The sequence below is a fragment of the Nostoc sp. ATCC 53789 genome (genome assembly GCF_009873495.1).
GTDB classification, from domain to species: Bacteria; Cyanobacteriota; Cyanobacteriia; order Cyanobacteriales; family Nostocaceae; genus Nostoc; species Nostoc muscorum_A.
Genome location: NZ_CP046703.1, coordinates 2,890,271 through 2,912,157, shown reverse-complemented (window position 1 = coordinate 2,912,157; position 21,887 = coordinate 2,890,271). Strand labels below are relative to the sequence as shown.

Annotated in this window: 22 protein-coding genes; 13 read left to right on the top strand and 9 right to left on the bottom strand. The window is 42.1% G+C overall.

Features of this window, described 5'->3' with window-relative positions; translation table 11 throughout:
* Nucleotides 1-187: 187 nt before the first annotated feature.
* The 6 genes from GJB62_RS11940 to GJB62_RS11915 all read left to right on the top strand — a co-directional run bounded on the left by GJB62_RS11940 (nucleotide 188) and on the right by GJB62_RS11915 (nucleotide 2,683).
* Entirely contained in the window at nucleotides 188-523 is a 336-nt protein-coding gene (locus GJB62_RS11940) for a rubredoxin (RefSeq protein WP_114080394.1), read from the top strand.
* A gap of 232 nt (nucleotides 524-755) precedes the next feature.
* Nucleotides 756-1,775 (top strand): photosynthesis system II assembly factor Ycf48, encoded by a 1,020-nt coding sequence (locus GJB62_RS11935; RefSeq protein WP_114080393.1) that lies wholly within the window; start codon nucleotides 756-758, stop codon nucleotides 1,773-1,775.
* A gap of 191 nt (nucleotides 1,776-1,966) precedes the next feature.
* Nucleotides 1,967-2,215 carry a cytochrome b559 subunit alpha gene (gene psbE / locus GJB62_RS11930; protein ID WP_012411800.1) on the top strand — a complete coding sequence of 83 codons (249 nt, stop codon included), beginning with the start codon at nucleotides 1,967-1,969 and terminating at the stop codon, nucleotides 2,213-2,215.
* A 9-nt stretch (nucleotides 2,216-2,224) separates the two neighbouring features.
* Entirely contained in the window at nucleotides 2,225-2,362 is a 138-nt protein-coding gene (psbF, locus tag GJB62_RS11925; protein WP_012411801.1) for a cytochrome b559 subunit beta, read from the top strand.
* An 8-nt stretch (nucleotides 2,363-2,370) separates the two neighbouring features.
* Nucleotides 2,371-2,493, top strand: a complete 123-nt coding sequence (locus tag GJB62_RS11920) for a photosystem II reaction center protein L (RefSeq protein ID WP_012411802.1) — start codon at nucleotides 2,371-2,373, stop codon at nucleotides 2,491-2,493.
* Nucleotides 2,494-2,563: 70 nt separating this feature from the next.
* Entirely contained in the window at nucleotides 2,564-2,683 is a 120-nt protein-coding gene (locus tag GJB62_RS11915) for a photosystem II reaction center protein J (protein WP_012411803.1), read from the top strand.
* 191 nt (nucleotides 2,684-2,874) lie between these two features.
* On the opposite strand, the gene GJB62_RS11910 is transcribed toward GJB62_RS11915, so the two are convergent.
* The 3 genes from GJB62_RS11910 to GJB62_RS37000 all read right to left on the bottom strand — a co-directional run bounded on the left by GJB62_RS11910 (nucleotide 2,875) and on the right by GJB62_RS37000 (nucleotide 6,973).
* Complete coding sequence (locus GJB62_RS11910) at nucleotides 2,875-2,985, bottom strand: photosystem I reaction center subunit VIII (protein WP_084227157.1); 111 nt, start codon at nucleotides 2,983-2,985, stop codon at nucleotides 2,875-2,877.
* A 259-nt stretch (nucleotides 2,986-3,244) separates the two neighbouring features.
* Entirely contained in the window at nucleotides 3,245-6,340 is a 3,096-nt protein-coding gene (locus GJB62_RS37450) for a hypothetical protein (protein ID WP_245246145.1), read from the bottom strand.
* Between the two features lie 375 nt (nucleotides 6,341-6,715).
* On the bottom strand, nucleotides 6,716-6,973 hold the full coding sequence (locus GJB62_RS37000) for a hypothetical protein (RefSeq protein WP_179073228.1): 258 nt from the start codon (nucleotides 6,971-6,973) through the stop codon (nucleotides 6,716-6,718).
* An 89-nt stretch (nucleotides 6,974-7,062) separates the two neighbouring features.
* Here GJB62_RS37000 and GJB62_RS11895 point away from each other — a divergent pair, with 89 nt between their 5' ends.
* Nucleotides 7,063-7,260, top strand: coding sequence for a hypothetical protein (locus GJB62_RS11895; RefSeq protein ID WP_114080391.1), 198 nt, complete (start codon nucleotides 7,063-7,065; stop codon nucleotides 7,258-7,260).
* An 81-nt stretch (nucleotides 7,261-7,341) separates the two neighbouring features.
* Nucleotides 7,342-7,818 (top strand): Tic20 family protein, encoded by a 477-nt coding sequence (locus GJB62_RS11890; RefSeq protein WP_012411806.1) that lies wholly within the window; start codon nucleotides 7,342-7,344, stop codon nucleotides 7,816-7,818.
* Between the two features lie 3 nt (nucleotides 7,819-7,821).
* Here GJB62_RS11890 and GJB62_RS11885 read toward each other — a convergent pair whose 3' ends face one another.
* On the bottom strand, nucleotides 7,822-8,595 hold the full coding sequence (locus tag GJB62_RS11885; protein ID WP_114080390.1) for a fumarylacetoacetate hydrolase family protein: 774 nt from the start codon (nucleotides 8,593-8,595) through the stop codon (nucleotides 7,822-7,824).
* A 374-nt stretch (nucleotides 8,596-8,969) separates the two neighbouring features.
* Between GJB62_RS11885 and rpsF the strand changes: the two genes are divergently transcribed.
* Nucleotides 8,970-9,320: a 30S ribosomal protein S6 gene (rpsF, locus tag GJB62_RS11880; protein ID WP_114080389.1), complete on the top strand. Its 351-nt coding sequence runs from the start codon at nucleotides 8,970-8,972 to the stop codon at nucleotides 9,318-9,320.
* Between the two features lie 251 nt (nucleotides 9,321-9,571).
* Nucleotides 9,572-10,132, top strand: a complete 561-nt coding sequence (locus GJB62_RS11875) for an Npun_F5560 family protein (protein WP_114080388.1) — start codon at nucleotides 9,572-9,574, stop codon at nucleotides 10,130-10,132.
* A gap of 469 nt (nucleotides 10,133-10,601) precedes the next feature.
* On the opposite strand, the gene GJB62_RS11870 is transcribed toward GJB62_RS11875, so the two are convergent.
* Nucleotides 10,602-10,934 carry an STAS domain-containing protein gene (locus tag GJB62_RS11870; RefSeq protein WP_114080387.1) on the bottom strand — a complete coding sequence of 111 codons (333 nt, stop codon included), beginning with the start codon at nucleotides 10,932-10,934 and terminating at the stop codon, nucleotides 10,602-10,604.
* 488 nt (nucleotides 10,935-11,422) lie between these two features.
* On the opposite strand from GJB62_RS11870, the gene GJB62_RS11865 reads away from it, so the two are divergent.
* Nucleotides 11,423-12,055, top strand: a complete 633-nt coding sequence (locus GJB62_RS11865; RefSeq protein WP_114080386.1) for a DedA family protein — start codon at nucleotides 11,423-11,425, stop codon at nucleotides 12,053-12,055.
* A gap of 129 nt (nucleotides 12,056-12,184) precedes the next feature.
* Here GJB62_RS11865 and GJB62_RS11860 read toward each other — a convergent pair whose 3' ends face one another.
* Nucleotides 12,185-13,387 (bottom strand): argininosuccinate synthase, encoded by a 1,203-nt coding sequence (locus GJB62_RS11860; protein WP_114080385.1) that lies wholly within the window; start codon nucleotides 13,385-13,387, stop codon nucleotides 12,185-12,187.
* Nucleotides 13,388-13,830: 443 nt separating this feature from the next.
* Between GJB62_RS11860 and GJB62_RS11855 the strand changes: the two genes are divergently transcribed.
* Nucleotides 13,831-14,388, top strand: a complete 558-nt coding sequence (locus GJB62_RS11855; RefSeq protein ID WP_114080384.1) for a PEP-CTERM sorting domain-containing protein — start codon at nucleotides 13,831-13,833, stop codon at nucleotides 14,386-14,388.
* Between the two features lie 60 nt (nucleotides 14,389-14,448).
* On the opposite strand, the gene GJB62_RS11850 is transcribed toward GJB62_RS11855, so the two are convergent.
* Nucleotides 14,449-16,809 (bottom strand): PhoX family phosphatase, encoded by a 2,361-nt coding sequence (locus tag GJB62_RS11850; RefSeq protein WP_114080383.1) that lies wholly within the window; start codon nucleotides 16,807-16,809, stop codon nucleotides 14,449-14,451.
* Between the two features lie 451 nt (nucleotides 16,810-17,260).
* On the opposite strand from GJB62_RS11850, the gene GJB62_RS11845 reads away from it, so the two are divergent.
* Nucleotides 17,261-18,214, top strand: a complete 954-nt coding sequence (locus tag GJB62_RS11845; protein ID WP_245246144.1) for a glycosyltransferase — start codon at nucleotides 17,261-17,263, stop codon at nucleotides 18,212-18,214.
* 37 nt (nucleotides 18,215-18,251) lie between these two features.
* On the opposite strand, the gene recG is transcribed toward GJB62_RS11845, so the two are convergent.
* Nucleotides 18,252-20,750, bottom strand: a complete 2,499-nt coding sequence (gene recG / locus GJB62_RS11840; protein ID WP_114080381.1) for an ATP-dependent DNA helicase RecG — start codon at nucleotides 20,748-20,750, stop codon at nucleotides 18,252-18,254.
* Between the two features lie 95 nt (nucleotides 20,751-20,845).
* A complete protein-coding gene (locus GJB62_RS11835; protein ID WP_114080380.1) occupies nucleotides 20,846-21,679 on the bottom strand; it encodes a hypothetical protein in 834 nt (277 codons plus the stop codon).
* Nucleotides 21,680-21,887: the final 208 nt, after the last annotated feature.

The following is a 21,887-nucleotide window of genomic DNA, read 5'->3' as shown; positions in this document are numbered from 1 at the left end:
CTCCCCAATGCCCAATCCCTTAACTGCGTAACTTTCTTTTACATTATATATGTTTGGTTTTTCTGAAATCTGGGAAATAGATACACTTCAAGTATTTAATTAGCTTTTGATAGTGATAGAAAAGCCTGACAATTATGTCATAATTTTTAACGTATATTTAAGAATTCTCCTCTGCGAGGCCCTAGCCATGAGCGAACCAGCTGTTGAGACTCCGGTGTTAGACCGCTACGAGTGTCGCGCCTGCGGTTATGTTTACGAACCTGAAAAGGGAGACGACAAGCATGATATTCCTTCAGGGATACTCTTTGCAGAACTGCCTATAAATTGGCGCTGTCCAGTTTGTAGTGCCAAGAAAACCGCTTTTGCCAACATCGGCCCTGCGGGTACTGCATCCGGTTTCAAAGAAAATCTCGGTTACGGTTTGGGTGTCAATAACCTAACGCCAACCCAAAAGAATATCTTAATTTTTGGCGCTTTGGCCCTTGGCTTCTTGTTTTTTATCAGTCTCTACGGCTTACAATGACGGCCGTTATTTGGGAAATAGGGAGTTATTGTGTAATTAAAATCACATAATTGTGTCGTTTTACCAGTTCCGTAGAGCGGCAATGACCCTCAATACCATATTGGGCTAAGATTTTTTGGGATTTTTGGAAAGCTTTTTAATTCCAAATCTACAATCCAAAATCCGAAACTGGTATAAGGTAAACCTTTTACAGAACACCTACAGAAATTTAGAAACAACTTAAGAAATACTAATGCATTCAATTGTGAAAGGTTGGCAACGAATAGCTGCCTTGTTAATAGTAGTCATCATGTGCATCGGTTGTAGCAAAGTTCCTTCTGTTAGCTACAACCCCTGGAAAGTCATTTCTGTACCAACAGAATCGAATCTACTGGATATTGCTTTTACTAATAACCCTGAGCATGGCTACTTAGTAGGTAGCAATGCCACCCTATTGGAAACCAATGACGGTGGTAATACCTGGAAACCAATAACACTGCAACTGGATGAGCAAAAGTATCGTTTTGACTCAGTAAGTTTTGCAGGTAAAGAAGGCTGGATTGCCGGAGAGCCTGGACTGTTGCTGCATACCACGGATGAAGGTGCTTCTTGGTCGCGTATTCCCCTGAGCGAAAAGCTACCAGGTAGCCCGATCGCAGTTAAGGCACTATCAGACAATACAGCTGAAATGGCTACTGATGTTGGAGCCATATATAAGACCACAGACGGCGGCAAAAACTGGAAAGCCCAGGTGGAATCAGCAGTCGGTGTAGTGCGTAACTTGGAACGTTCTGCTGATGGTAAATATATTGCGGTTTCCGCTAAGGGTAGTTTCTACTCGACTTGGGAACCAGGGCAAGATGCTTGGGTACCTCATAACCGCAATAATTCTCGGCGGTTAGAAAACATGGGTTTTACTGAAAATGGGCAATTGTGGTTGCTAGCTAGAGGAGGTCAAGTTCAGTTTAGTGACCCAACTAAACCTGAAGAATGGCAAGAGGCAAAATATCCAGAGTTATCCACCAGTTGGGGTTTACTGGATTTGGCATATCGTACACCCGATGAAATTTGGGTAGGTGGCGGTAGCGGTAATTTGCTACGCAGTGGCGACGGTGGCAAAACCTGGGAAAAAGACCGTGACATAGAAGAAGTTGCGGCTAATTTGTATAAGATTGTGTTCTTAGAGCCAGAACGGGGATTTATAATTGGCGATCGCGGCGTTTTGCTCAAATATTTACCAAACCCTGAAACCACTTCCCCAGAGGCGGCTTAGTGAGTGGGGAGTGAAGAAGGGAATAGGGTACAGGTTACAGGTTACAGATTATTCCCTCTCCCCTGTCACCCATAACCTCTCCCCTAATCCCAATATCTAATTTCTGAGAAGAACTTTGCAACTTGTAACTCTTTCTTAACTTTGTAGGATAATAAACTCAATAACACTCTATGTATAAGGTAGGGATCTAAATGTCAGGTACCACTGGAGAACGTCCGTTTTCGGACATCATTACTAGCGTTCGTTACTGGGTAATTCACAGCATCACCATCCCAGCATTGTTTATTGCTGGTTGGCTATTTGTCAGCACCGGACTGGCTTATGATGCTTTTGGTACACCACGTCCCAATGAGTATTTCACACCAGCACGGCAAGAAGTGCCTATTGTGAAGAACCGTTTTGAAGCTAAAAAACAAGTTGAACAATTTATTGGAAAGTAGTTTGAGATCATGACTAGCGGCAATAACATCAATCAACCAGTTACCTATCCAATTTTTACCGTTAGATGGCTGGCAGTACACACTTTAGGTGTACCAACTGTATTCTTTTTAGGCGCGATCGCCGCAATGCAATTTATTCACCGTTAGGAGCAATTATGGTAGAAAGATCGCCCAATCCCAATAATCAGCCGGTTGAACTAAACCGGACTTCGCTATACCTGGGACTACTACTAGTTTTCGTTCTGGGGATTCTGTTTTCTAGTTACTTCTTTAACTAACTGGAACTACTCTTTTTAATTTTTGTTTGTTGAGCGTGTGTTGATTTGTTGTTAAGGGAGGAGAGAAGCTGTGTCTGGAAGTGGGAGAATTCCCCTGTGGGTCGTCGCTACGATCGCAGGTTTAGGTATAATTACAGTCTTGGGCATTTTCTTTTATGGTGCCTACGCCGGACTCGGTTCTTCGATTTAACATTAGTTAGTTTGAACCGAACATTATAAGTTAGGATTTTCTAGCATTTGTTGAGAAATCAACCTTAAAAAACCGCCTGTCTCTATGAGATAGGCGGTATTAATTTTGGTCAATAGTCATTTGTCCTTTATCCTTTGTCATTTGTTTTTCGCAAATGACTAATGACTAATGACTAATGACTCATGACTAAATCAGCTGATATCGTCGCTTTCAATGTATAAAAACAGAAATGCGAAGGTTATAGCTGGCAAAACCCAACCAATGATGGGAACGAAGATAGAAGGCAAAAAGGAAGCTGCCATAGTAAAAGTTCCTGCTAAATAACACTACAATTCAAAATGAGCTTACTGCAAATTCTGCCAGATTTTTGAAATTCTAAAGATTTTTAACACAGCCCATCTTGGGAGAGAAGGGGAGCAGAGGACAAGGGGCAGGGGAGGCAGGGGAGAATTGGGGACAAGGGGAAAGACTTGTTTCAACTTCTCACCTCTTGTCCCCAATTCTCCTTGTCCCCAAGTCCTCTTGCCCATGCCCAATCCCCAATTCCCCTTCATCCCTGAGTTACATACCCAGTAGTTCATCTAGCTGCAAGTTTGGCAAGTCTGGAGGAATTACAGTCCGTACTGTTGTGACTTTATGGCTCTCTTGTTGGGTTGTCAAATCAAGTGCGATCGCTTCTATGCGAATTTCTATACAGCCAAAGGGAATCTTTAATTGTGTCATTACTTCCAAGCCTCCCAACGCACTAGGTAGTAAATTTGTCAATAAATGGGGCCCATCTAGTAACCAGCGAGTTTGATAATCTTCAACCCATAACTTTACAACCACTTGGGGAGGTACTTCAGGCAGTACTACGCGCACTATGATCAACTTGTCGGCGATTAGTTCGCCTTCTGGTACATACAGTTGCGGAATTGGCAACGGCTCAATGGCTCCCGCACTTATGGATAGAGAAGGGGATAAAGCTAACAATGGTTGCTTATCTTCTTCTAACAAGTAATTATTCGTTGCATCGGCTTCTAGTTCACTATCTGTATCATCTACAACGATTTCTTGCGCCAACCAAGCTGACGCTATATTTACTTTTATCGGAGGAGGGGGAGGCGGTAGTTGTCTTACCAAAGCCATTGAAAGCGTTGGTTCAGATACTTTTTCTACCACTGGATCTTCCACTGTCTCTAGATCAGCTTCATTAGCTGTGTCTGCATCTTCCCCTAAGTTCTCAAGATCAAAAACCGACTCTTGGCTTTCTTCCCACGTCTCTGTTGCATCATCCAGACTTAATGGCAAGTCGACATCAACATCGGGAGTTCCAGCACTCAGAAAAAGCTGGGTCTGCTGGGCTGGAAGATTGCGATCGTAGTTTTGAGATTCCAGTTCATTGATGGATTCAGGCAAAGAGTATCCTTGGCTCTGCATCCACTTCCTCAGTAAGGGAGATGAGTAGAGATTGCCTGTTGTAATGAATTGTGCATTTGGCTGGGTTTTTACCTCAGCAACGGATTCTTCCTGAAATTGTTCATTTTGCTGGGTTTCTACCTCAGCAACAGATTCTTCCTGAAGTTGTTCATTTGGCTGGGTTTCTGCCTCAGCAACAGATTCTTCCTGAAAATGTGCATCATCTAACACTAATTCCGGTATATTTTCATCCTCAGCTACAATTGCGTTTAATTGTGAGAAGTCTTCAGCCGCTTCAACTTCCAATGTATCTGGAGAGACATTATTTACTTCTTCTTCTGCATCACCTGGCAAAGCTTGTACCCGTCTCAAGTATGGAAAAGTCGTATCGAGTATTGACATTCGACGTTGCTTGATAACTAACTGCTCCAAGTTGATAGCAGCTATAGTAGTATCCTTTTCTAGAACTTCCTCTTGTGTAGGGGATTCTGCAATAACATCTGTTTGAGGATTGGCATCGATTTGAAGAGGTGGCAATTTCGGCAATTGAGGCGAATTGCCTGAATTTTTAGATTTCCGCAGAGTGGTTTCTCGCAGAACTTGCAGGTTAATTTGCGGCGGTAGGGCTGTATTTGGAGATGGATTGAGTATTTGGGACTGATCTGTTTTTGAAATCTTGACCAGATTGAATAGTTTTAAATCGATCCTCACGGCGGTCTCTGGCTCTGTGGAAGCATCAGGCGAGTCCGATGGGGCTATAGGGTCATTTAAGGATGTACTAGGTTTTGCTGCGGCTGTTATTGCCAGTAATTCTGTTACATCTGCTGTAATGGTGAAGGACTGGCTGGCTAACCTGATGATTTCATCAACATCGGTGAATCGACCATACAAACTGATATCTGCCAAAATTAACTTCGATTCAAAGTCAGCAGGAATATCAATTGAGGTATTGATGGTGAAGGGCAACTCCTGGTCTGGTAAGTGCCGTATCTGAGTCAAGATTTCCGACTCTAGGGGCGATCGCAGTTCAATTCCTAGTTCAAGCGCCTGCAAGCCTTTTGGAGATAATGTTTCACCCTGCTCTAAATTTGTCTTGTCTTTAAGTTCTATGTGCCCATTGATTGTTAAAGCCTGTCCCCAACGAGCAATATAACTATCTCGATCTAAAGTTAACAATAATGGTGGTTCTGCTGCTGGCGAATCTGTAACCTCTTCATCATTCAGAAGCAGTTCAGAATCGGGTAAAGCTAAATCTATTAAATTTTGTAAAATTTGCTCTGCCGTCTCACCTTTGAGCCATACAGGACTCACAGGATCATCGATAACTATATCTTTTCCTGTTTCATCTGGAACAACTGTGGTAGCCAGTTCTGCCGAAACTGCGATCGCTTCATCTAAAGTAATTGTAGGTTCTTCTGGGTCAGCATCCAAATTCTCTTCATCTGGAACAACTGTGGTAACAGGGTTGCTGTCTGTAGCAATTTCCAATTCTGCCGAAACTGCGATTGCTTCATCTAAAGTAATTGCAGGTTCTTCTGGGGCAGTATCCAAGTTCCCTTCATCGGAAACAACTGTGGTAGCCAATTCTGCCGAAACCGCGATCGCTTCATCTAAAGTAATTACAGTTTCTTCTGGAGCAGTATCCAAATTCTCTTCATCTGGAACAACTGTGGTAGCCAATTCTGCTGAAACTGCGATCGCTTCATCTAAAGTAATTGCAGGTTCTTCTGGGGCAGTATCCAAGTTCTCTTCATCTGGAACAACTGTGGTAGGCAATTCTGCCGAAACTGCGATCGCTTCATCTAGAGTAATTGCACGTTCTTCCGGGGCAGTATCCAAGTTTTCAGAAACAGTATCAGCCTGATTAAGTAAATTTGACTCTAGATTTTTCCTTTGCTCTGCCTCTTCTTCCTCGGACAATACTTTAATTTGGACACTGTATTGCCAAGATTTACCGAGTAAATCCGACATCAAATCGCCGTTACAGCGCAACTCCCAAACTCCCGCATCAAAGTAAGTAAAGGGAATTACCGCCATTAAGCCTTCTGAATTAGTGCGACGCGATCGCTTGAAAATTCGCCGCGTTGGTTGAATTTCCTGAGTTGAAGAGTGAGTTACCCGCACTTCCACGTCTGTATTCGAAAAGCTAGAACGAGCCAAAACTCTATACTGCCCTTCCAAAATTTCCAAATTTGGCGATTCTAGGATATGCCACGAGCGAGCGCCTTGTTTCTGTATCAGAAATTGCCAGTGTTCCATTGTGAGTGATGCCCAGACCGACGAGCCTCTGAGTAATATTGTGTATTAACTTGCTTGCAAGTTTACCCCAGTATTTTGTAAATGTACCCCTTAAATAGCTATCAAGTTAACTCCGTTTTACCGGAAAATTCAATGGATCGCCGTGTTGCTTGTGTGTAAAGCTTTTGTTGTTTCCTGAATATTAACTTTGGCACTCTTCACGGCTAAATTAACAGGAATACAATGAACACCGTTGGCTGTCTACGATCAAAATTAATAGGAATATTTTTGTATCATTTTTTACTAGAAATGTCAAATTTGCAATAAACACAACATACAATAAAAATTAAGATTCACTTGACAATTGTTCTTGAATTGTGGTTATCCACTTTTTTGCTACAAAAAGGAAAGTAGGATGTGGCTCTTAAGTGTGATTTGCGATCGCCTCCGGCAGATGCAAAGCGTCATCGCAAATCCACAGTTAATCGCGTAGCACGCACCTAACTTACCTGAACCCGGATTTCTCACGCATAGTGTAGGCAGAGGGAGAAGAGGAGTGTGGGGAGTGTGGGGAGTGTGGGGGGTAAGACTTCTTCCCAATCCTCCCACACCTCCCACACCTCCCACACCTCCCACACCCCTTGGATTTCTCACAAGTGAGAAATCCAGGCTGAAGCGGTTCAAAGAAGTATCCTCACCTGAGTGAAATGTAGGTGACAATAAGGATTTACAGGAGGGATTCGATGCTAGTCATTTTAATGGACGAGCAAATCCTTGCCCCTGAGCAAGTTTGCCAGTCTTGTTTACTCGCTGACAGGAGCGGTCAACCCCGTTGGCGTGGAGGTGAACTACGCTGTGGTCAAGCCATTCGCAAACTTACTCAACAGCAGCCAGACCAGTATGAGTGCATGATGGGCTTTCGCGTTGCCCATATAGAATAGTTTAATTTACCAGCAAGACCAAGTAACTGCGTTATCCTAAGCTCAAGTAACTATATAAATTTAACCACAGGAGAACGCATAATGTCTTGGCGCGGGTCTACAACGGTTTCAGATAGAATTTTTGCTTGTTTGCCTTATTTGCTTCCTCTAATTGAGGTTTTTGTATTTGGTAGATATTTACTATCAGATTTTCCACCGCTACAACTACTGTTTCTGCCGCTTCTGCCATTGTTGAGAATATACTACGGCGTGCGTTATGCAGGAATGATTATTTTCTTTGCTTTATTTTTGCTAGTAGTCAGAAACGAAAAAATTAGTCACTTTATTCGTTTCAACACCATGCAAGCAATCCTTTTGGATATCATTATCTTTTTGTTTAACATCCTCACTGATGTTGTGGGACTAGTTCCCGTTGGTGGTTTTGCAATCCAAACTCTATCCACAACCATTTTTATTGGCATAGTGGGAGCAGTTGCATATTCAGTAATCCAGTCTGTAAGCGGGCGTTATGCAGAAATCCCAGCGATTTCGGATGCAGTGTACATGCAAGTACGCTAATCGTTAACGAGCCACTACGGTGTTTTCCAGGCGACCAATACCTTCAATTTCGACGCGGACGCGATCGCCTGGATGTAATTGACTTACACCCTCTGGTGTACCTGTAAGTATCAAATCACCGGGTAGTAGCGTCATCACCTGGCTAATGTAAGAAACTAAAACATCAGGGGAAAATACCATCTGATCGATACAGGCAGATTGAACTGGGTTAATATCGTCATTCACAAAAGTCTGCAATCTCGCTCCTGGATTTAACTCTCGTACAATCCAAGGGCCCAAAGGACAGAAAGTATCAAAACCTTTGGCTCGCGTCCATTGAGCATCCAGTTTTTGTAAATCCCGCGCTGTTACGTCATTGGCAATGGTGTAGCCCCAAATTTTTGTTTGGGCTACCTCTGGTGTACATTCAAAAGCGTAATCGCCAATCACTAATGCTAACTCTCCTTCGTAGTCAACTCTTTGTGACTGGGGAGGATACTTAATTTCCCTCTCAGATGGAATGATAGTCGTGGGTGGCTTGAGAAAAATTAGTGGTTCAGAAGGTACTGGAGTTCCCATTTCGGCAGCATGTTCTGCATAATTCTTACCCACCGCCACAATTTTTGAGGGAGCGCAAGGAGCCAGAATTTGATAATTTTCTGGTGTCAAAATTAAATCAGTTGGTTGTCCTTGTAACCAGGGCGGAGCATCTAGCACCTGTACATTGAGGGATAGTTGTAGTATCCCATAGTAAATCTGTCCTTCTTGATTTTGAATCCGCACGTAGCGCTGTGCCATAACCTTGATGAATATCCTTTTTTCTGCGATTAGAAACTTCGAGCGGGTAGCAATTCTGAGTTAGCTTTTTAGCAAACCGATTTAGCGTTGAGCCTGAAAGCTGCTATAGAAGATGTCCTTACAGAAAGATATTGTCGTCTCCTCACTCCCCTTGCGGGTCAGTAAGAGGCTCTGTAGGTAGCCTTACGACCTAGTTTTCATTAGGGACATCCAAAATATACAAACTTCGGCGATTTGGCTAATGATTCAAATTGAAAACTGGTAAGATTATAGTTCCTTGTTGCTTCCGATGTTGATTAATACTAGTATTTTAAATTTAAATCAAGTATAAATTAATGTCAGCAACCTTTTTGTCCATAAGGAAACTGGAAAATATGACTACAAATTACGAAACAATGTACATCCTCCGTCCCGACCTAGGAGACGAACAGGCAGAGCAAGCAATTACTAAATATCAGAATTTGCTTCGCGATCAAGGCGCTGAGGATATCCAAATTCAAAATCGTGGTAAGCGTCGTCTAGCTTATGAAATCAAAAAACACCGCGATGGGATCTATATCCAGTTAAACTACAGTGCGCCTGCAACTGCGATCGCTCCTTTTGAACGCGCTATGCGCTTGAGTGAAGAAGTGATTCGCTATTTGACAATTAAGCAGGATATCGCCGAGGAAAAACCCCCTAAAGAGGAAAAGGAAAAGCCCACTAAAGTAGCTGCACCTGTCTAAAGATTAGGGAGCAGGTAGCAGGGAGCAGGGGACAAGAAGTGAGAACTTGAAACAAGTCTTTCCCTTTGTTCCCAATTCTCCTTGTCCTTTTCTCAATTCCCAATTCCCAATTTCCATTCAGTAAAATTTTGTCTTCTTCTTTTTTCGTAACTTAATTGGGAATGCTAAATTAACAAATACTTGCCAAAGGTAGTACTCCCGCAGTTATACCTAAGAGTGGACAAGATTCTGAATGGGAGCTGTAAGCTACTGTGAGCCAATCTGATACACCAAATATTCAAGTTCTCTCTACGGAAGTTTCGCAGCTACGCCAAGAGTTGCAACTCCGCGATCAATTAGTGCAACAACTATCTCAAGAACTCTTCCGGCTAGTAAAGGGTAATACTAGTTTTATGCCCCAGCAGCCGGATCTTGAGCGCGATCTGAGCCAGTTACAGGCATTGCAAGAACAACTCCAAGCTGTTGAGCAGCAGGTGGCGTTCTACCAAGAGCAAATTACAACTCGTGACTCCGAAATTTATCAATTGCGACAGTCAGTCCAAGAACTTACAGATCGCACTCGGATGTTAGAGCAAGTAGTACAAGAGTTGCCTCAAATTTACCGTCGAAAGTTTGAGGAGCGGATGACACCAGTGAGAGAAAAGGTAGCAATGCTACAACGGGAAAATCGCAAACTGCAAGCAGAACTGCAAAGTGTGAGTTACCGTTTAGCACTCAAAACTCGCAATGCTAGTCACAGTGGAATTGATTTGCCAAATTTTCCCCGCCCAGCGTCGGAACAAACTAATCTTTCAACTCCCCAGAATGCCTAAAGTTACCATTATGGTGGAATCGAAGAGGTAAGAAATTGTCATAGCAAAGCATCTTGGAGACATCCAGGTAATACATTAAGGTAAAAATCACTATAGAGTTAGAAATAACGCAAAGGCTAATATTCTAACCTTTCTTACCTCTTGCTTCCTTGCGTTAGTTGCGTCGGATTTAGAGCAATTAGCTTCGAGTAATTTAATAGTGCTAGGGAAGAATGCAAAGAATTGCATTTTCTTTGACTGATTTTGGTAATTTTCTGCTTTTAGATGTCGTTAAGACCACCTAGATTAAAGCCATGAGTTTTCCTTAACATTTCATTATCTAGATAATATAAAAAATCAGCCTGCTAGCACCAGACTGTTATCTTTGACGATGTGAGAATATTTGGGGAAATGTGAAAAAATGCAAATATTGATTGACTCTACCATCCATCTATAGGTAGATTTATTATCTAAGCCTGCTAGCACCAGACTAAATATCTTCGCCAGTGAAAATGTCTTCGTAAGTGGGAAAAATTTCAAATACTGTATCTAGCTGGGTAAGTTCCAAAATTAGCCGTACAGGAGTTTGCACGTTGCATAGAACTAAACGGCAACCGCTCTGACGTGCAGCTTTCAACCCTTTGACTAAAGGGACTAACCCAGAACTGTCCATGAAATTAACCTTTGCTAAGTCAATAACCCAGAGTTGATGAGCTTGAGGCACTACTCCAGCCATCTGTTCACTCAAAGCCTTTCCGCCTTCTAAATCTATGCTTCCTTGGGGCTTAAACAAAATAACTTGAAGTTCTTGTGTGAGAATCATAAATTCAACAGGGTAATTGAACACTTGACTAAAAATCGAAAAATGACATAAATACCTCTTCTCTTTCAACGGCAAAATGACTGTTTTCCCTAGATATTTAGGGGATTGCAGCCTTGCAATTGAAAGTAATTATTTCAGTATTCATGTCGTATAATTTGTGATAACTTTCATAAATATAGGCATAATGACTTTATAATTTCGGTATCAACCGTATCTTTTACGAAATTTTTATAATTTAACTAGAGATATATAAAGTTTTTGTAATTTCTTTTTATTTATTTTTAAATAAAATTAACTTGTGGTAGGAAATGCTAAGATTTATACAGCTAATACTCAAAAATTAATAGTTTCCATAGAACTATGAACTATGGATTACTCAGAATTAAACTAATGACCAAATAAGTCAATGTAGCGGTTTGATTGACACCCCGCCCAAAAACAAGCAAAGATATAGTAAAAGTAAAAATTTGTAAAGACGGCGGTGCGGAATGTCTTTAGAGCTGATTTCACTAGAAAATATCCAGGAATTGGCCCATAATTACGGGTATTGGGCAATTTTTTTGGGAATTTTGCTAGAAAATTTAGGCATTCCCCTTCCTGGTGAAACCGTGACCCTTGTGGGCGGGTTTTTAGCTGGCAGCGATGAACTAAATTACTGGCTGGTTCTCGGTGACGCAATTATGGGTGCGGTAATTGGCGGCACTTGTGGCTATTGGATTGGTAGAGTTAGCGGTTGGCCTTTTCTGGTAAAAGTTGGTAGCATATTTCGGATTTCTGAAGTGCGGTTGCTGACTATTAAAGATCAATTTAGTCAAAATTCTGCTAAAGCTGTATTTTTCGGACGTTTTTTAGCATTATTGCGAGTTTTTGCGGCACCACTAGCTGGTATAGCCGAAATGCCTTTTGGAAAATTCTTTTTATACAATTTTTTAGGAGCAGTTGCTTGGGCTAGTTTGATGGTGACATTAGCTTTTTTTGCTGGCAAAATTGTCTCTTTAGAACAATTGGTTGCTTGGGTAGGTCAATTTGCGATCGCAGCTTTATTAATCATCACTGCCTTAATTGTTGTACCCCTGTGGCTAGAGTCTCGCCAAGTTAAAGAAGCGAGTAGTGAAGAGTAAAACTGGGGAGTTAGGAGTAAAGTAAAAAGTTATTTTTTGAATTTTTACTTTTGTATTTTGCATTTTAACTCCTAACTCTGCCGATTTTAGATTTCTCCTTCAATCCAAAATCTAAAATTGAATTGACTCCTAACTTTTTATTTGCCGCGACCAAATGCGAGTTGGTAGTCCCCAAACATAGATAAAACCTTCAGCAGCTTTATGGTCAAATTGGTCATCGGCTCCGTAGGTTGCCAAATCAGGAGTATAGAGGGAATTATCGCTCGAACGCCCAACTATCGTGGAGTTACCCTTGAATAACTTCACTCGCACAGTTCCAGAGACTCGCTCTTGTGTCTTTTGAATAAAGGCATCTAGTGCAACTTTGAGTGGACTATACCACAAACCGTTGTAAACGATTTGGCTATAAGTTTCTTCAATGCCACGCTTGTAATGGGTGACATCTGCCGTTAAAGTCAAGCTTTCTAAGTCTCTATGTGCCTGGATTAGCACTAACATCGCGGGTGATTCGTAGATTTCCCGCGATTTGATCCCAACCAGACGGTTTTCAATCATATCTATCCGTCCAACGGCGTGATTTCCTACAAGCTGATTGAGTTCTTCAATTAGTTCAACTGGCTGTTTGGCTATGCCGTTGATGGTTGTGGGAATACCACCGTGGAAACCAATTTCGATGTACTCTGGCTCGTTGGGAGTGTCAGCGATCGCTTTGGTCATCTCATAAATTTCTTCTGGTGGCTCAAATGACGGATCTTCGAGTAAACCAGCTTCAATGCTACGACCGAGCAAATTTTTGTCAATGCTGTAGGGAGAAGATTTTTTGACCGGTGAGGGGATACCAAACTTCTCACCATAAGCGATGGTTTCCTCACGGCTCATACCCCATTCTCTGGCTGGTGCGAGGATTTTTAGGTTGGGGTTCAGCGCGGTTACAGAGACATCAAAACGAACCTGATCGTTACCTTTGCCGGTGCAACCGTGAGCGATCGCATCAGCACCATATTTTTCAGCCGTTTCTACTAATATTTTAGCGATCAGTGGGCGGGCAAGAGCAGTTCCTAGAGGATAACGATTTTCATAAAGTGCGTTGGCTTGAATCGCTCCAAAAGCGTAATCTTTAACGAAGCTGTCTTTGACATCCGCCACGAGTGATTCACTTGCACCCGATTTCAGGGCTTTTTCTCGAATTGGCTCTAATTCATCTCCCTGACCTAAATCTGCTGCTAGGGTAATCACCTCTTCCACACCCCACTCCTGTTTGAGGTAAGGGATGCAAACGGAAGTATCCACTCCACCAGAATATGCCAGGACAACCTTTTTGGCGCGACCCATTAATTTCTCCACTTAGGACAACAAAGAATGAGTCATTATTATATCTGAACTAACCCAGGTATATTTTATTCATGCAACAACCTATAGAAGGATTTAGAAGTTTGGAGTCAGAATTACGGTTCACTCTCGTGGAAGTTTACTTATAAAGCGATCGCTTGTATATAAATATTTTTAAGCCAGTTTTGAACGTCTGAATATTCTTAATGAGATTAGTCGAAAATATTTTTTGTTTTCAAGAAATGTTGATAATCAGCTTCAAATATAAACATAGCTTGCTGTAAATATGGAATAAGTTTACACAACTTTTATATATAGCTGACAAACTTGAAGATTTAACCACGATCATCTTTTGTTTATTATTTCTTAACCTATATACATAGGTTGAAAGTTTATTTAAGTGAAATTACAGAATTATTCATTTTTTAGCTTCGGAGCATTGTCTGATGAAATTAGCTAAAGATATTAGCATTGCTGCTTTTGCTGTTGCTATCTCGGTTGCTACTATTGCTAAACCGACGCAAGCTGCCTTGGTGAATTATGGTTTCACCGTGAATGCAACATCGGGCGATAATCCCGGTCAATATTTCGGCTCTTTTCAATATAATGATTCGACCTTAATCGGCATAGGTGAGGAAACCCTAGGCATTAGCAATGGATTATCTATTGCGTTTAACTACTTGGGTACTCAATATACAGAGGCAAATGATTTTGATTACCCATCATCTCCTGTAGTCAGCTTTACAGATGGCAACCTGTCAGGACTGAGCTATTTGGTTGAAGATCAGTTTTTCATTGGGAATGATCCAGGTAAGCCAAATACAGGAGGAACAAAATTTTATAGCATTCTGAGTGCTGACTTATTCTCTACAACAGAGGTGGGTACAGTAAGCTACTCTAAGAGTACACCAGTACCAGAACCGATGACTATTATTGGTATAGCGATCGCAGGTGCTATGGCGTTGGGGATGAAACGCAAGAAAAAACTATCTGGAGTGAATTAGTAGCGCTACCTTGCAAATCAATGTAGAGACATTATAAATAACGTCTCTACATTCGTAATCCTAAGTAAAATTACCAGTAAGATTCTTACGTTTGATGCCAATTACAGATGGTTTAGGAAAGCTTTTAGGTTGACCTTTACCACCGTCAGCAGTTGGGATGTTACTTGGCCAACTACTACCACGAGCCACAGTCCGAGCCTGATTGAATGTAACACCACTCAAATCCAGTAATTCAATATCACGACTCAGAATTGTGCCATCGTTAATTGGGCTATCTTCGCCGGGATGCTGTACCGAAATAATCAGCGTATCTCCTACAAAAGTTGGCCCTGTCATCTCACAACGCACCGGCCCATGAGCAAATGGTATTACCTCTCCCGCATTAGCACCAGTAGTAGGAATGTAGAATAACCAGTTATTACCGAAAACTCCTGTGAAGTTAGAAACATTACCACTGGCAGCGTGGTCGATGCTAGTTACAGTACCGGCAGCACCAACATTAAAACCATTGTGAGTGGTGGTAGACATATCTGTCACACCCCAAACATTTGCTTTATTGTCGAACACTAAGTTATCTACATTGGCAAAACCAGCACCAGAAACTGATCCGGCTTCTCCACCTTGAGCAAATCTCTTCCAACGGAAGGTTAGACCTGTACCATCGGCACTATCTTCAATAATCTTGTACAGTCCCCCTGATTGCTGCGTTGCGTTAACATCTGTACTCAACTTGGCAACCTGGAAAATGCGCGAATCTGGATAACCGTCACTTCCCGGCGCACCATCAGTATAGGCAATGAAGACTTCTTTGGTAGTCGGATGCACTTCTATATCTTCTGGACGTGCTGTGGGAGTTCCGCCAGCCAAATTTGCTGCTAAGAAAGCATCAACGAGAATAGCACCTTGGGAAGTGTAGAAGTCAGATAGCTTCTTACCTTGATAACCAGGTAGTCTATCAGCTTCATTGGTGCGATCGACTGCGAGGGCACCACCATCTGTAGTTTGACCTGCAATACCATTACGTTTTGGTAGAGGTAAAAGACCATTTCTTTGAGCCGAACCCAAAGCAGCAAACTCCACAGAAGAAATTACCGATGGCGAAATGGGATTGGTGGGAGTAGTTAAACGTAACGGTATCCATTGACCCGTACCATTTGGATTGTAGCGGGCGACATACAATGTACCACTATCCCACAAATTGCTGTTGGCTTTGCTGGTTGGTGAAGAAATAACACCTGCACTGACAAATTTCCAGGTGTGTCCGCCACGTCTGTCATCACCCATGTAGGCGATTAATGGTTTCTTAGCTTCAGCACGGATAGCAACGTTTTCATGGCGGAAACGACCCAACGAAGTATGTTTGCGAGGGCGGAAATTTGGATTAACGGGATCAATTTCGACAATCCAACCGTATTTTTCACCAACTAAACCGAAGGTCTTACCAGTGGTGCCATCGATGTAACCTGTTTGAGTACCATTAGGGTTAACTGATTCTGTGACACCAACAAAAGATCCTACACTTCCTTGAAAGTTTTCTTCAGCACTTAAAATAGTTCCCCAAGGAGTTGTACCGCCAGAACAGTTATAGCCAGTGCCAATAATTTTGTTACCTAGTCCATCGGAGGAGAGGTTAAATACTTGGGTTGCAGCTGGGCCAGTTGCGATGAGATAGTTTTGATCGCCTTTTTGGTAGCTACGACTTCCCCAAGAAGTGACATTTTTATATTCATCACTCCTTTGGCTATTAATTCCCAACCCAGAAAGACCATGAAGGCGACGATTTCTCGCATCACCTTTAATCACAGCATAACGGTTACTGGAATTACGTCGGGAGATGCGGATGATTGATCCGCCTAAGTTATATAGTGCTTCGCCGTCAAATTCAATACCTCTGGTGGCAGGTAAAGCCCAACCAATCACTGATTCAAAGGTGGTAGGCAATCCTTTAACATCAGCAGGAGCTTCTGGTGCTAGATCGGAAAATGGAAAACTCACATATTCGTGATTGACCCACAAATAGCCGATATCGTTGGTTCTGCCCAGAGGAATAAAACCCGTATAATCGTTGTTGTAACCGAAATATTCATCTTTGTTAGGAAAAACGCGATCGCCCCAGCTGATAATTACATAACGTTCATACTCTGGTGGCACTACAACATCATCAACTACGTTGTAGCTGTTTAACTTCGCATTTGCAGATGGATTGATTACCTGTCCCTGACCAATTGCAGTTGGCAAGAAACTTTTTTGCTGTTTATAAACGGGCAAAGGATGGGGTAAGCGCACTGGTGTAAAGCTTAGTGTCCTGTTATTTGCTCCTGCAATACTAGAAACACCATCTAGAATTGTGTCTCCCAATACAGCAGCACCAGCACTGCCAGCAAAAAATACTAAAATTTGTCTGCGACTTAATTGAGACATTAAATTCTCCTCTGTTGTGACATAAAAAATTTAGTAGAGGCAAATCTTGATTGATGGCAGAAAAAGCCATCAATTATTTACGTGAAATGCCACAGATTTTGAACAGTAAGTAACCTGTTATTAACAAAATGTTGTTTGCTATTTAGGTTAAATAACTAGACAAAAAATTTTAAGTTTGTCATATAATCTAATGACCAAAAATTAACATCAGGTTATATCTTGATTAATGGAGATTTATCAAACAGAATTCAGCAGTCAGGAGTCAGAATTCATTCTGAATTCTGCCTTGTTAAATAAACTTAATTTGAGAATTTTTCGGACGGATACCAATTACAGATGGTCGGGGAATACCTATAAAAATTATTTCCTTTGACATTTTCTTAACCAGAATCAGCTAAGGAACAGTGTCAGCGCTCCATCTGTCCTATCCTGGAGATGGATAAATAATGTTGTGGGTGAGACCGTGTTTTTCAGCGTTGTGATACCGACTTATAATCGCCAACCGATCTTAGAAAAGTGCCTCCGTGCCTTGGAGGTGCAAGAGTTAAGCCAGCCAAGTTCGGTTACTGATTACGAGATTGTCTTGGTGGATGATGGTTCTACTGATGGCACATTGGAGTGGTTGGCAGAACACAAAGAAGAGTTTCGCCATGTGCGATGGTTTCAACAAGATCATGCTGGTCCAGCTGCGGCTCGGAATTTGGGGGTAGAACAGGCGCAGGGAGACACAATTATCTTTATTGATAGCGATCTAGTAGTGCTGAAGAATTTCCTGCAAGCTCATGCTGACGCGTTAGTGCAGGGGAAAGAGAAATTGGGGAGCGATCGCTTTTTCACTTACGGTGCAGTTATTAATACTTGCAATTTCGACAATCCAACGGCTGAACCCTACAAAGTTACAGATTTTTCAGCAGCTTTTTTTGCTACGGGAAATGTAGCAATCCCTAAACATTGGTTAGACAAAGCCGGACTTTTTGACACGAGCTTTCAACTCTATGGCTGGGAAGATTTAGAATTAGGAGTGCGGCTGAAAAAACTAGGTTTGACACTAATTAAATGTCCAGAAGCCGTAGGATATCACTGGCATCCAGCATTTAACTTAGAGCAAATTCCCCGATTAATTGACCAAGAAATTCAACGCGGACGTATGGGAGTTTTGTTTTATCAAAAGCATCCCACATGGGAAGTGCGAATGATGATTCAAATGACTTGGCTGCATCGCTTACTTTGGGGAATTTTGTCACTTAACGGGGCGCTAAATGAACGGACAATGGCTCCGTTATTGCAATGGCTAATTAATTTAGGTAAACCGCAATTAGCTTTAGAAATTGCTCGAATCTTTCTCAACTGGTATAACGTGAAGGGTGTTTATGAAGCCTATGCCGAAATGCAGCAAGCATTGTGATTAAATAGCTATGAGATTGGTATTTTATCCGGTCACATTACGTCAAAATCGCTCCACCCATTAACCGTTCATATCGATACTTCAACTCTTCTTTCATCAAATACCAGCGCTCTAGAGTAACATCCATCTCTATTATTTTTTCTGCTGCTTGCCGCGCTAAAAGTAAAACTTCTTCATCTTCAACCAAACTTGCTAAGGTAAAATCTGGCACTCCCGATTGACGAGTTCCCAGTACTTGCCCTGGGCCCCGAAAACGCATATCCATCTCAGAAATGAAAAAACCATCCTGAGATTGTTCTAACACCTTCAACCGTTGTTGAGCATCAGGACTTCTGGAACTGCTCATCAACAGACAGTAAGATTGAGCCGCACCACGACCGACACGCCCCCGCAATTGGTGGAGTTGCGATAAACCAAATCGCTCTGCATTTTCAATGAGCATGACTGTAGCATTAGGTACGTCTACACCAACCTCGACAACGGTAGTAGAAACCAAAACCTGCGTTTGGTTATCACGGAATTTGGTAATAGATTCGTCCTTTTCGGCTGAACTCATACGACCGTGCAGTAATCCCACCTGAAAATCGGGAAAAATACTTTCTTGTAACTTTTGATGCTCATCAACAGCCGATCGTAAATCCAGTTTTTCTGATTCTTCCACTAATGGCAAAACCACATAAACTTGTCTACCTTGGGCTATTTCTCGACGGATGAGGTCGTAAGCATGGTTGCGTTGCTGACCAGATAATACTGTTGTCTGAATCTTTTGCCGTCCTGGTGGTAACTCATCAATTTGGCTGACATCCAAATCTCCGTGTATCGTCAGTGCCAAGGTTCGAGGAATCGGGGTAGCTGTCATAGTTAACACATGGGGTTGTTCGCCTTTTTGTTGCAAACGCGCCCGTTGTTCTACTCCAAAGCGATGCTGTTCATCTATTACCACTAACCCTAGTTGCTGGAAGTTTACAGAGTCTTGAATTAAGGCATGAGTTCCCACTAACAGAGGTAATTCACCAGTTCCTAACTGAGAATGTATTTGTCTTCGTTTAGCAGTTTTAGTAGAACCTGTCAGTAATTCCACTGGTAAATGCAAGAGATTAAACCAACTAACTAACTTACGATAATGTTGTTCTGCCAAAACTTCTGTGGGAGCCATCAACGCGGCTTGGTAGCCAGATTGAATTGCTGCGAGGATAGCTAGCACAGCGACGACGGTTTTACCCGAACCAACATCACCTTGCACCAAACGATTCATTGGCACAGGTTTTTGTAAGTCGTTGAGAATGTCGTTAAGGACTCGTTGCTGTGCGCCAGTGAGTTTAAAAGGCAGTATTTCGTGGAATTTTTCTACAAGTTGACCTCGCGGGACTAGGATGGCGCTAGTTTGAATCGCCCTTGCTTGCTGCTGACGTTGTAGTAACCCAAGTTGCAGGTAGAAAAATTCATCAAAAACTAGGCGACGACGGGCAACTTGCAGGGCGGCGCTATCGCTGGGAAAATGGATATTAGCGATCGCATCTTTCAATTCCATCAAACCATATTTCTGCCGCAAACCACTTGGTAAAGGGTCTTTCAGGTTAGCCGCAGCAGGTAAAGCAGTAATTACCGCCTGTCGGACTGTATTCGCCACTACGCCTTCAGTCAATCCATAAATTGGCACTACTCGCCCAATATTCAGCGACTCAATCGAATCTCCTGGATTTGCCAAAACCTCTAGTTCTGGATTATCAAGCGTCAAACCGTATTTACTTTCTTTCACCAACCCACACGCGGCTAAAATACTACCCACTGGATAACGACGTTTTAAACTTTCTTGCCAGGCGCGACTACTAAAGCGTGTACCTGCGTAAAAACGACCAATTTTGAGTTGACCGCTATTATCTTTTACGACCAGTTCTAAAATTGATAATTTCTGATTTTTAGGGCTACTAAAGCAGTTACAACGCTTCACTGTAGCCACTATTGTCACCGTCTCACCTGCCTGTAACTCGCGGATATTTACCTGACGCGCATAATCAATGTGGTCACGAGGATAATAGAAAAGCAAGTCGCGGACAGTGTGTAAACCAAGCCGCGCCAAATTATCAGCTTTTTTGAAACCTATTTCTGGTAAATCACTGAGTTTTTGGTCAATTTTCGGTGCAAGCCTCCGACTCATCTCACTAACAATGGGAGATTTTGGGTCGCGCCTTTGGTGCGCTGGAAGCGCAACTTGAATTTTTAATTGATTAATTTTCCCCTGCTTCCCTTCCTCCCCCTGCTCATTTTGCTGGAGTTGTGATAGATACCTACGAGTTTCTGCTATTAAATGTTGTCTTTCTTCCAGTGCTAGATGTGGATAACTAGCAAATTGCACTGCTAGTCCTTGCCAACGGCGGCGTTCAGTTTGGGGTAAGCCTGTTGGGAATTTGCCCAAAGTCAAGCTTAAAAATTCACTGAAGCGATATTCTCTACCCATCAAGTCTGTAAAGCCCCGTTCGGCTTCTATTGCCAAGGCTTTGTGCAATCGTATCCAATCTGGTTTTTCATTAGTCATTGGTCATTAGTCATTAGTCATTAGTCATTAGTCATTAGTCATTGGTCATTGGTCATTTGACTCTGGACAAAGGACAAAGGACAAAGGACAAATGACTAATCCTCAAACCAACTAGCACGCCATGCAGCTTCAGCTTCAGCGATCGCCTTTTCTCGATGTTTCTTTTGATACTCTCGTCCTAGCTTGTTTAGCTGAACTAAAATACTGCGGATTTGCCTGCGCTCAGATGAGAGTGTCACATCAGCAAATTCAATTTCTCCTAGCCGCAGGTTAATAGCCATAATTTGCGTCAGCCCAGAATCTTCTGACTGCTGCTCATTTTCAATTTCAATTACTAAGTTTAATAAGTTGGGTGGTCCTGGCATGACCTCAGCCGATGCTTCTGATGCAGCCGCAGCTGCTGCTAAAATCGGTTCTGGTAATTTTTTAGGTAATATTCCAGATTTTTGTATTAAAACATTAGCATCATGTGATAGTTTTTTCAGTATATCTTGCGTTACTTCTTCTAAGTTCTGTTGCCATTTTACTAGTTCTATAGGATTAGAGGTGTCGGCGGTGAGAGACTGAGAATTCGAGGTGTCCAGAAGTTCAGAAGATGTTACTTCTTTATTCTCCTCATCTTCATCTCCTTTATTTAACCCAACTTCCTCACTTTTAATAGAAGTGAGCAATTGTTGGGCTGCCACTTGCCCCAACTTGCGGATGGCTTGTTGCAATTGCTGGCGCTGATTCAATGACAAATGCAGAAAGTTTTCGGGATACCCCTGTGTACAAAGGTGATAACTCGCTAGAATCAACTGTTTGCGTACAGCTAGCCCCAAGGTGTTTAGATAACTAGCATAAGCGGTTTGTAGCTCTACTGCGATCGCCCGAATCGCTTCTTTTAATGCTGCAATATCCCGTTCAATTCGCTCGATTGCTCTTGCCATATCTTTTCGTTCTTGTCCATGTGAACTATTACATAGTACAAATGTACGAATTTATTTTATAATAACTTCCCAAAGAAGTTTAGATTTTAAATTTAAGTGCGATATTTCGCGTCTCTACTAAAAAAACACAGGTCAGGCTATTTGCTTGACCTGTTTGATAAAGAGTCATTTGTCCTTTGTCATTTGTGAATGACCAATGACCAATGAC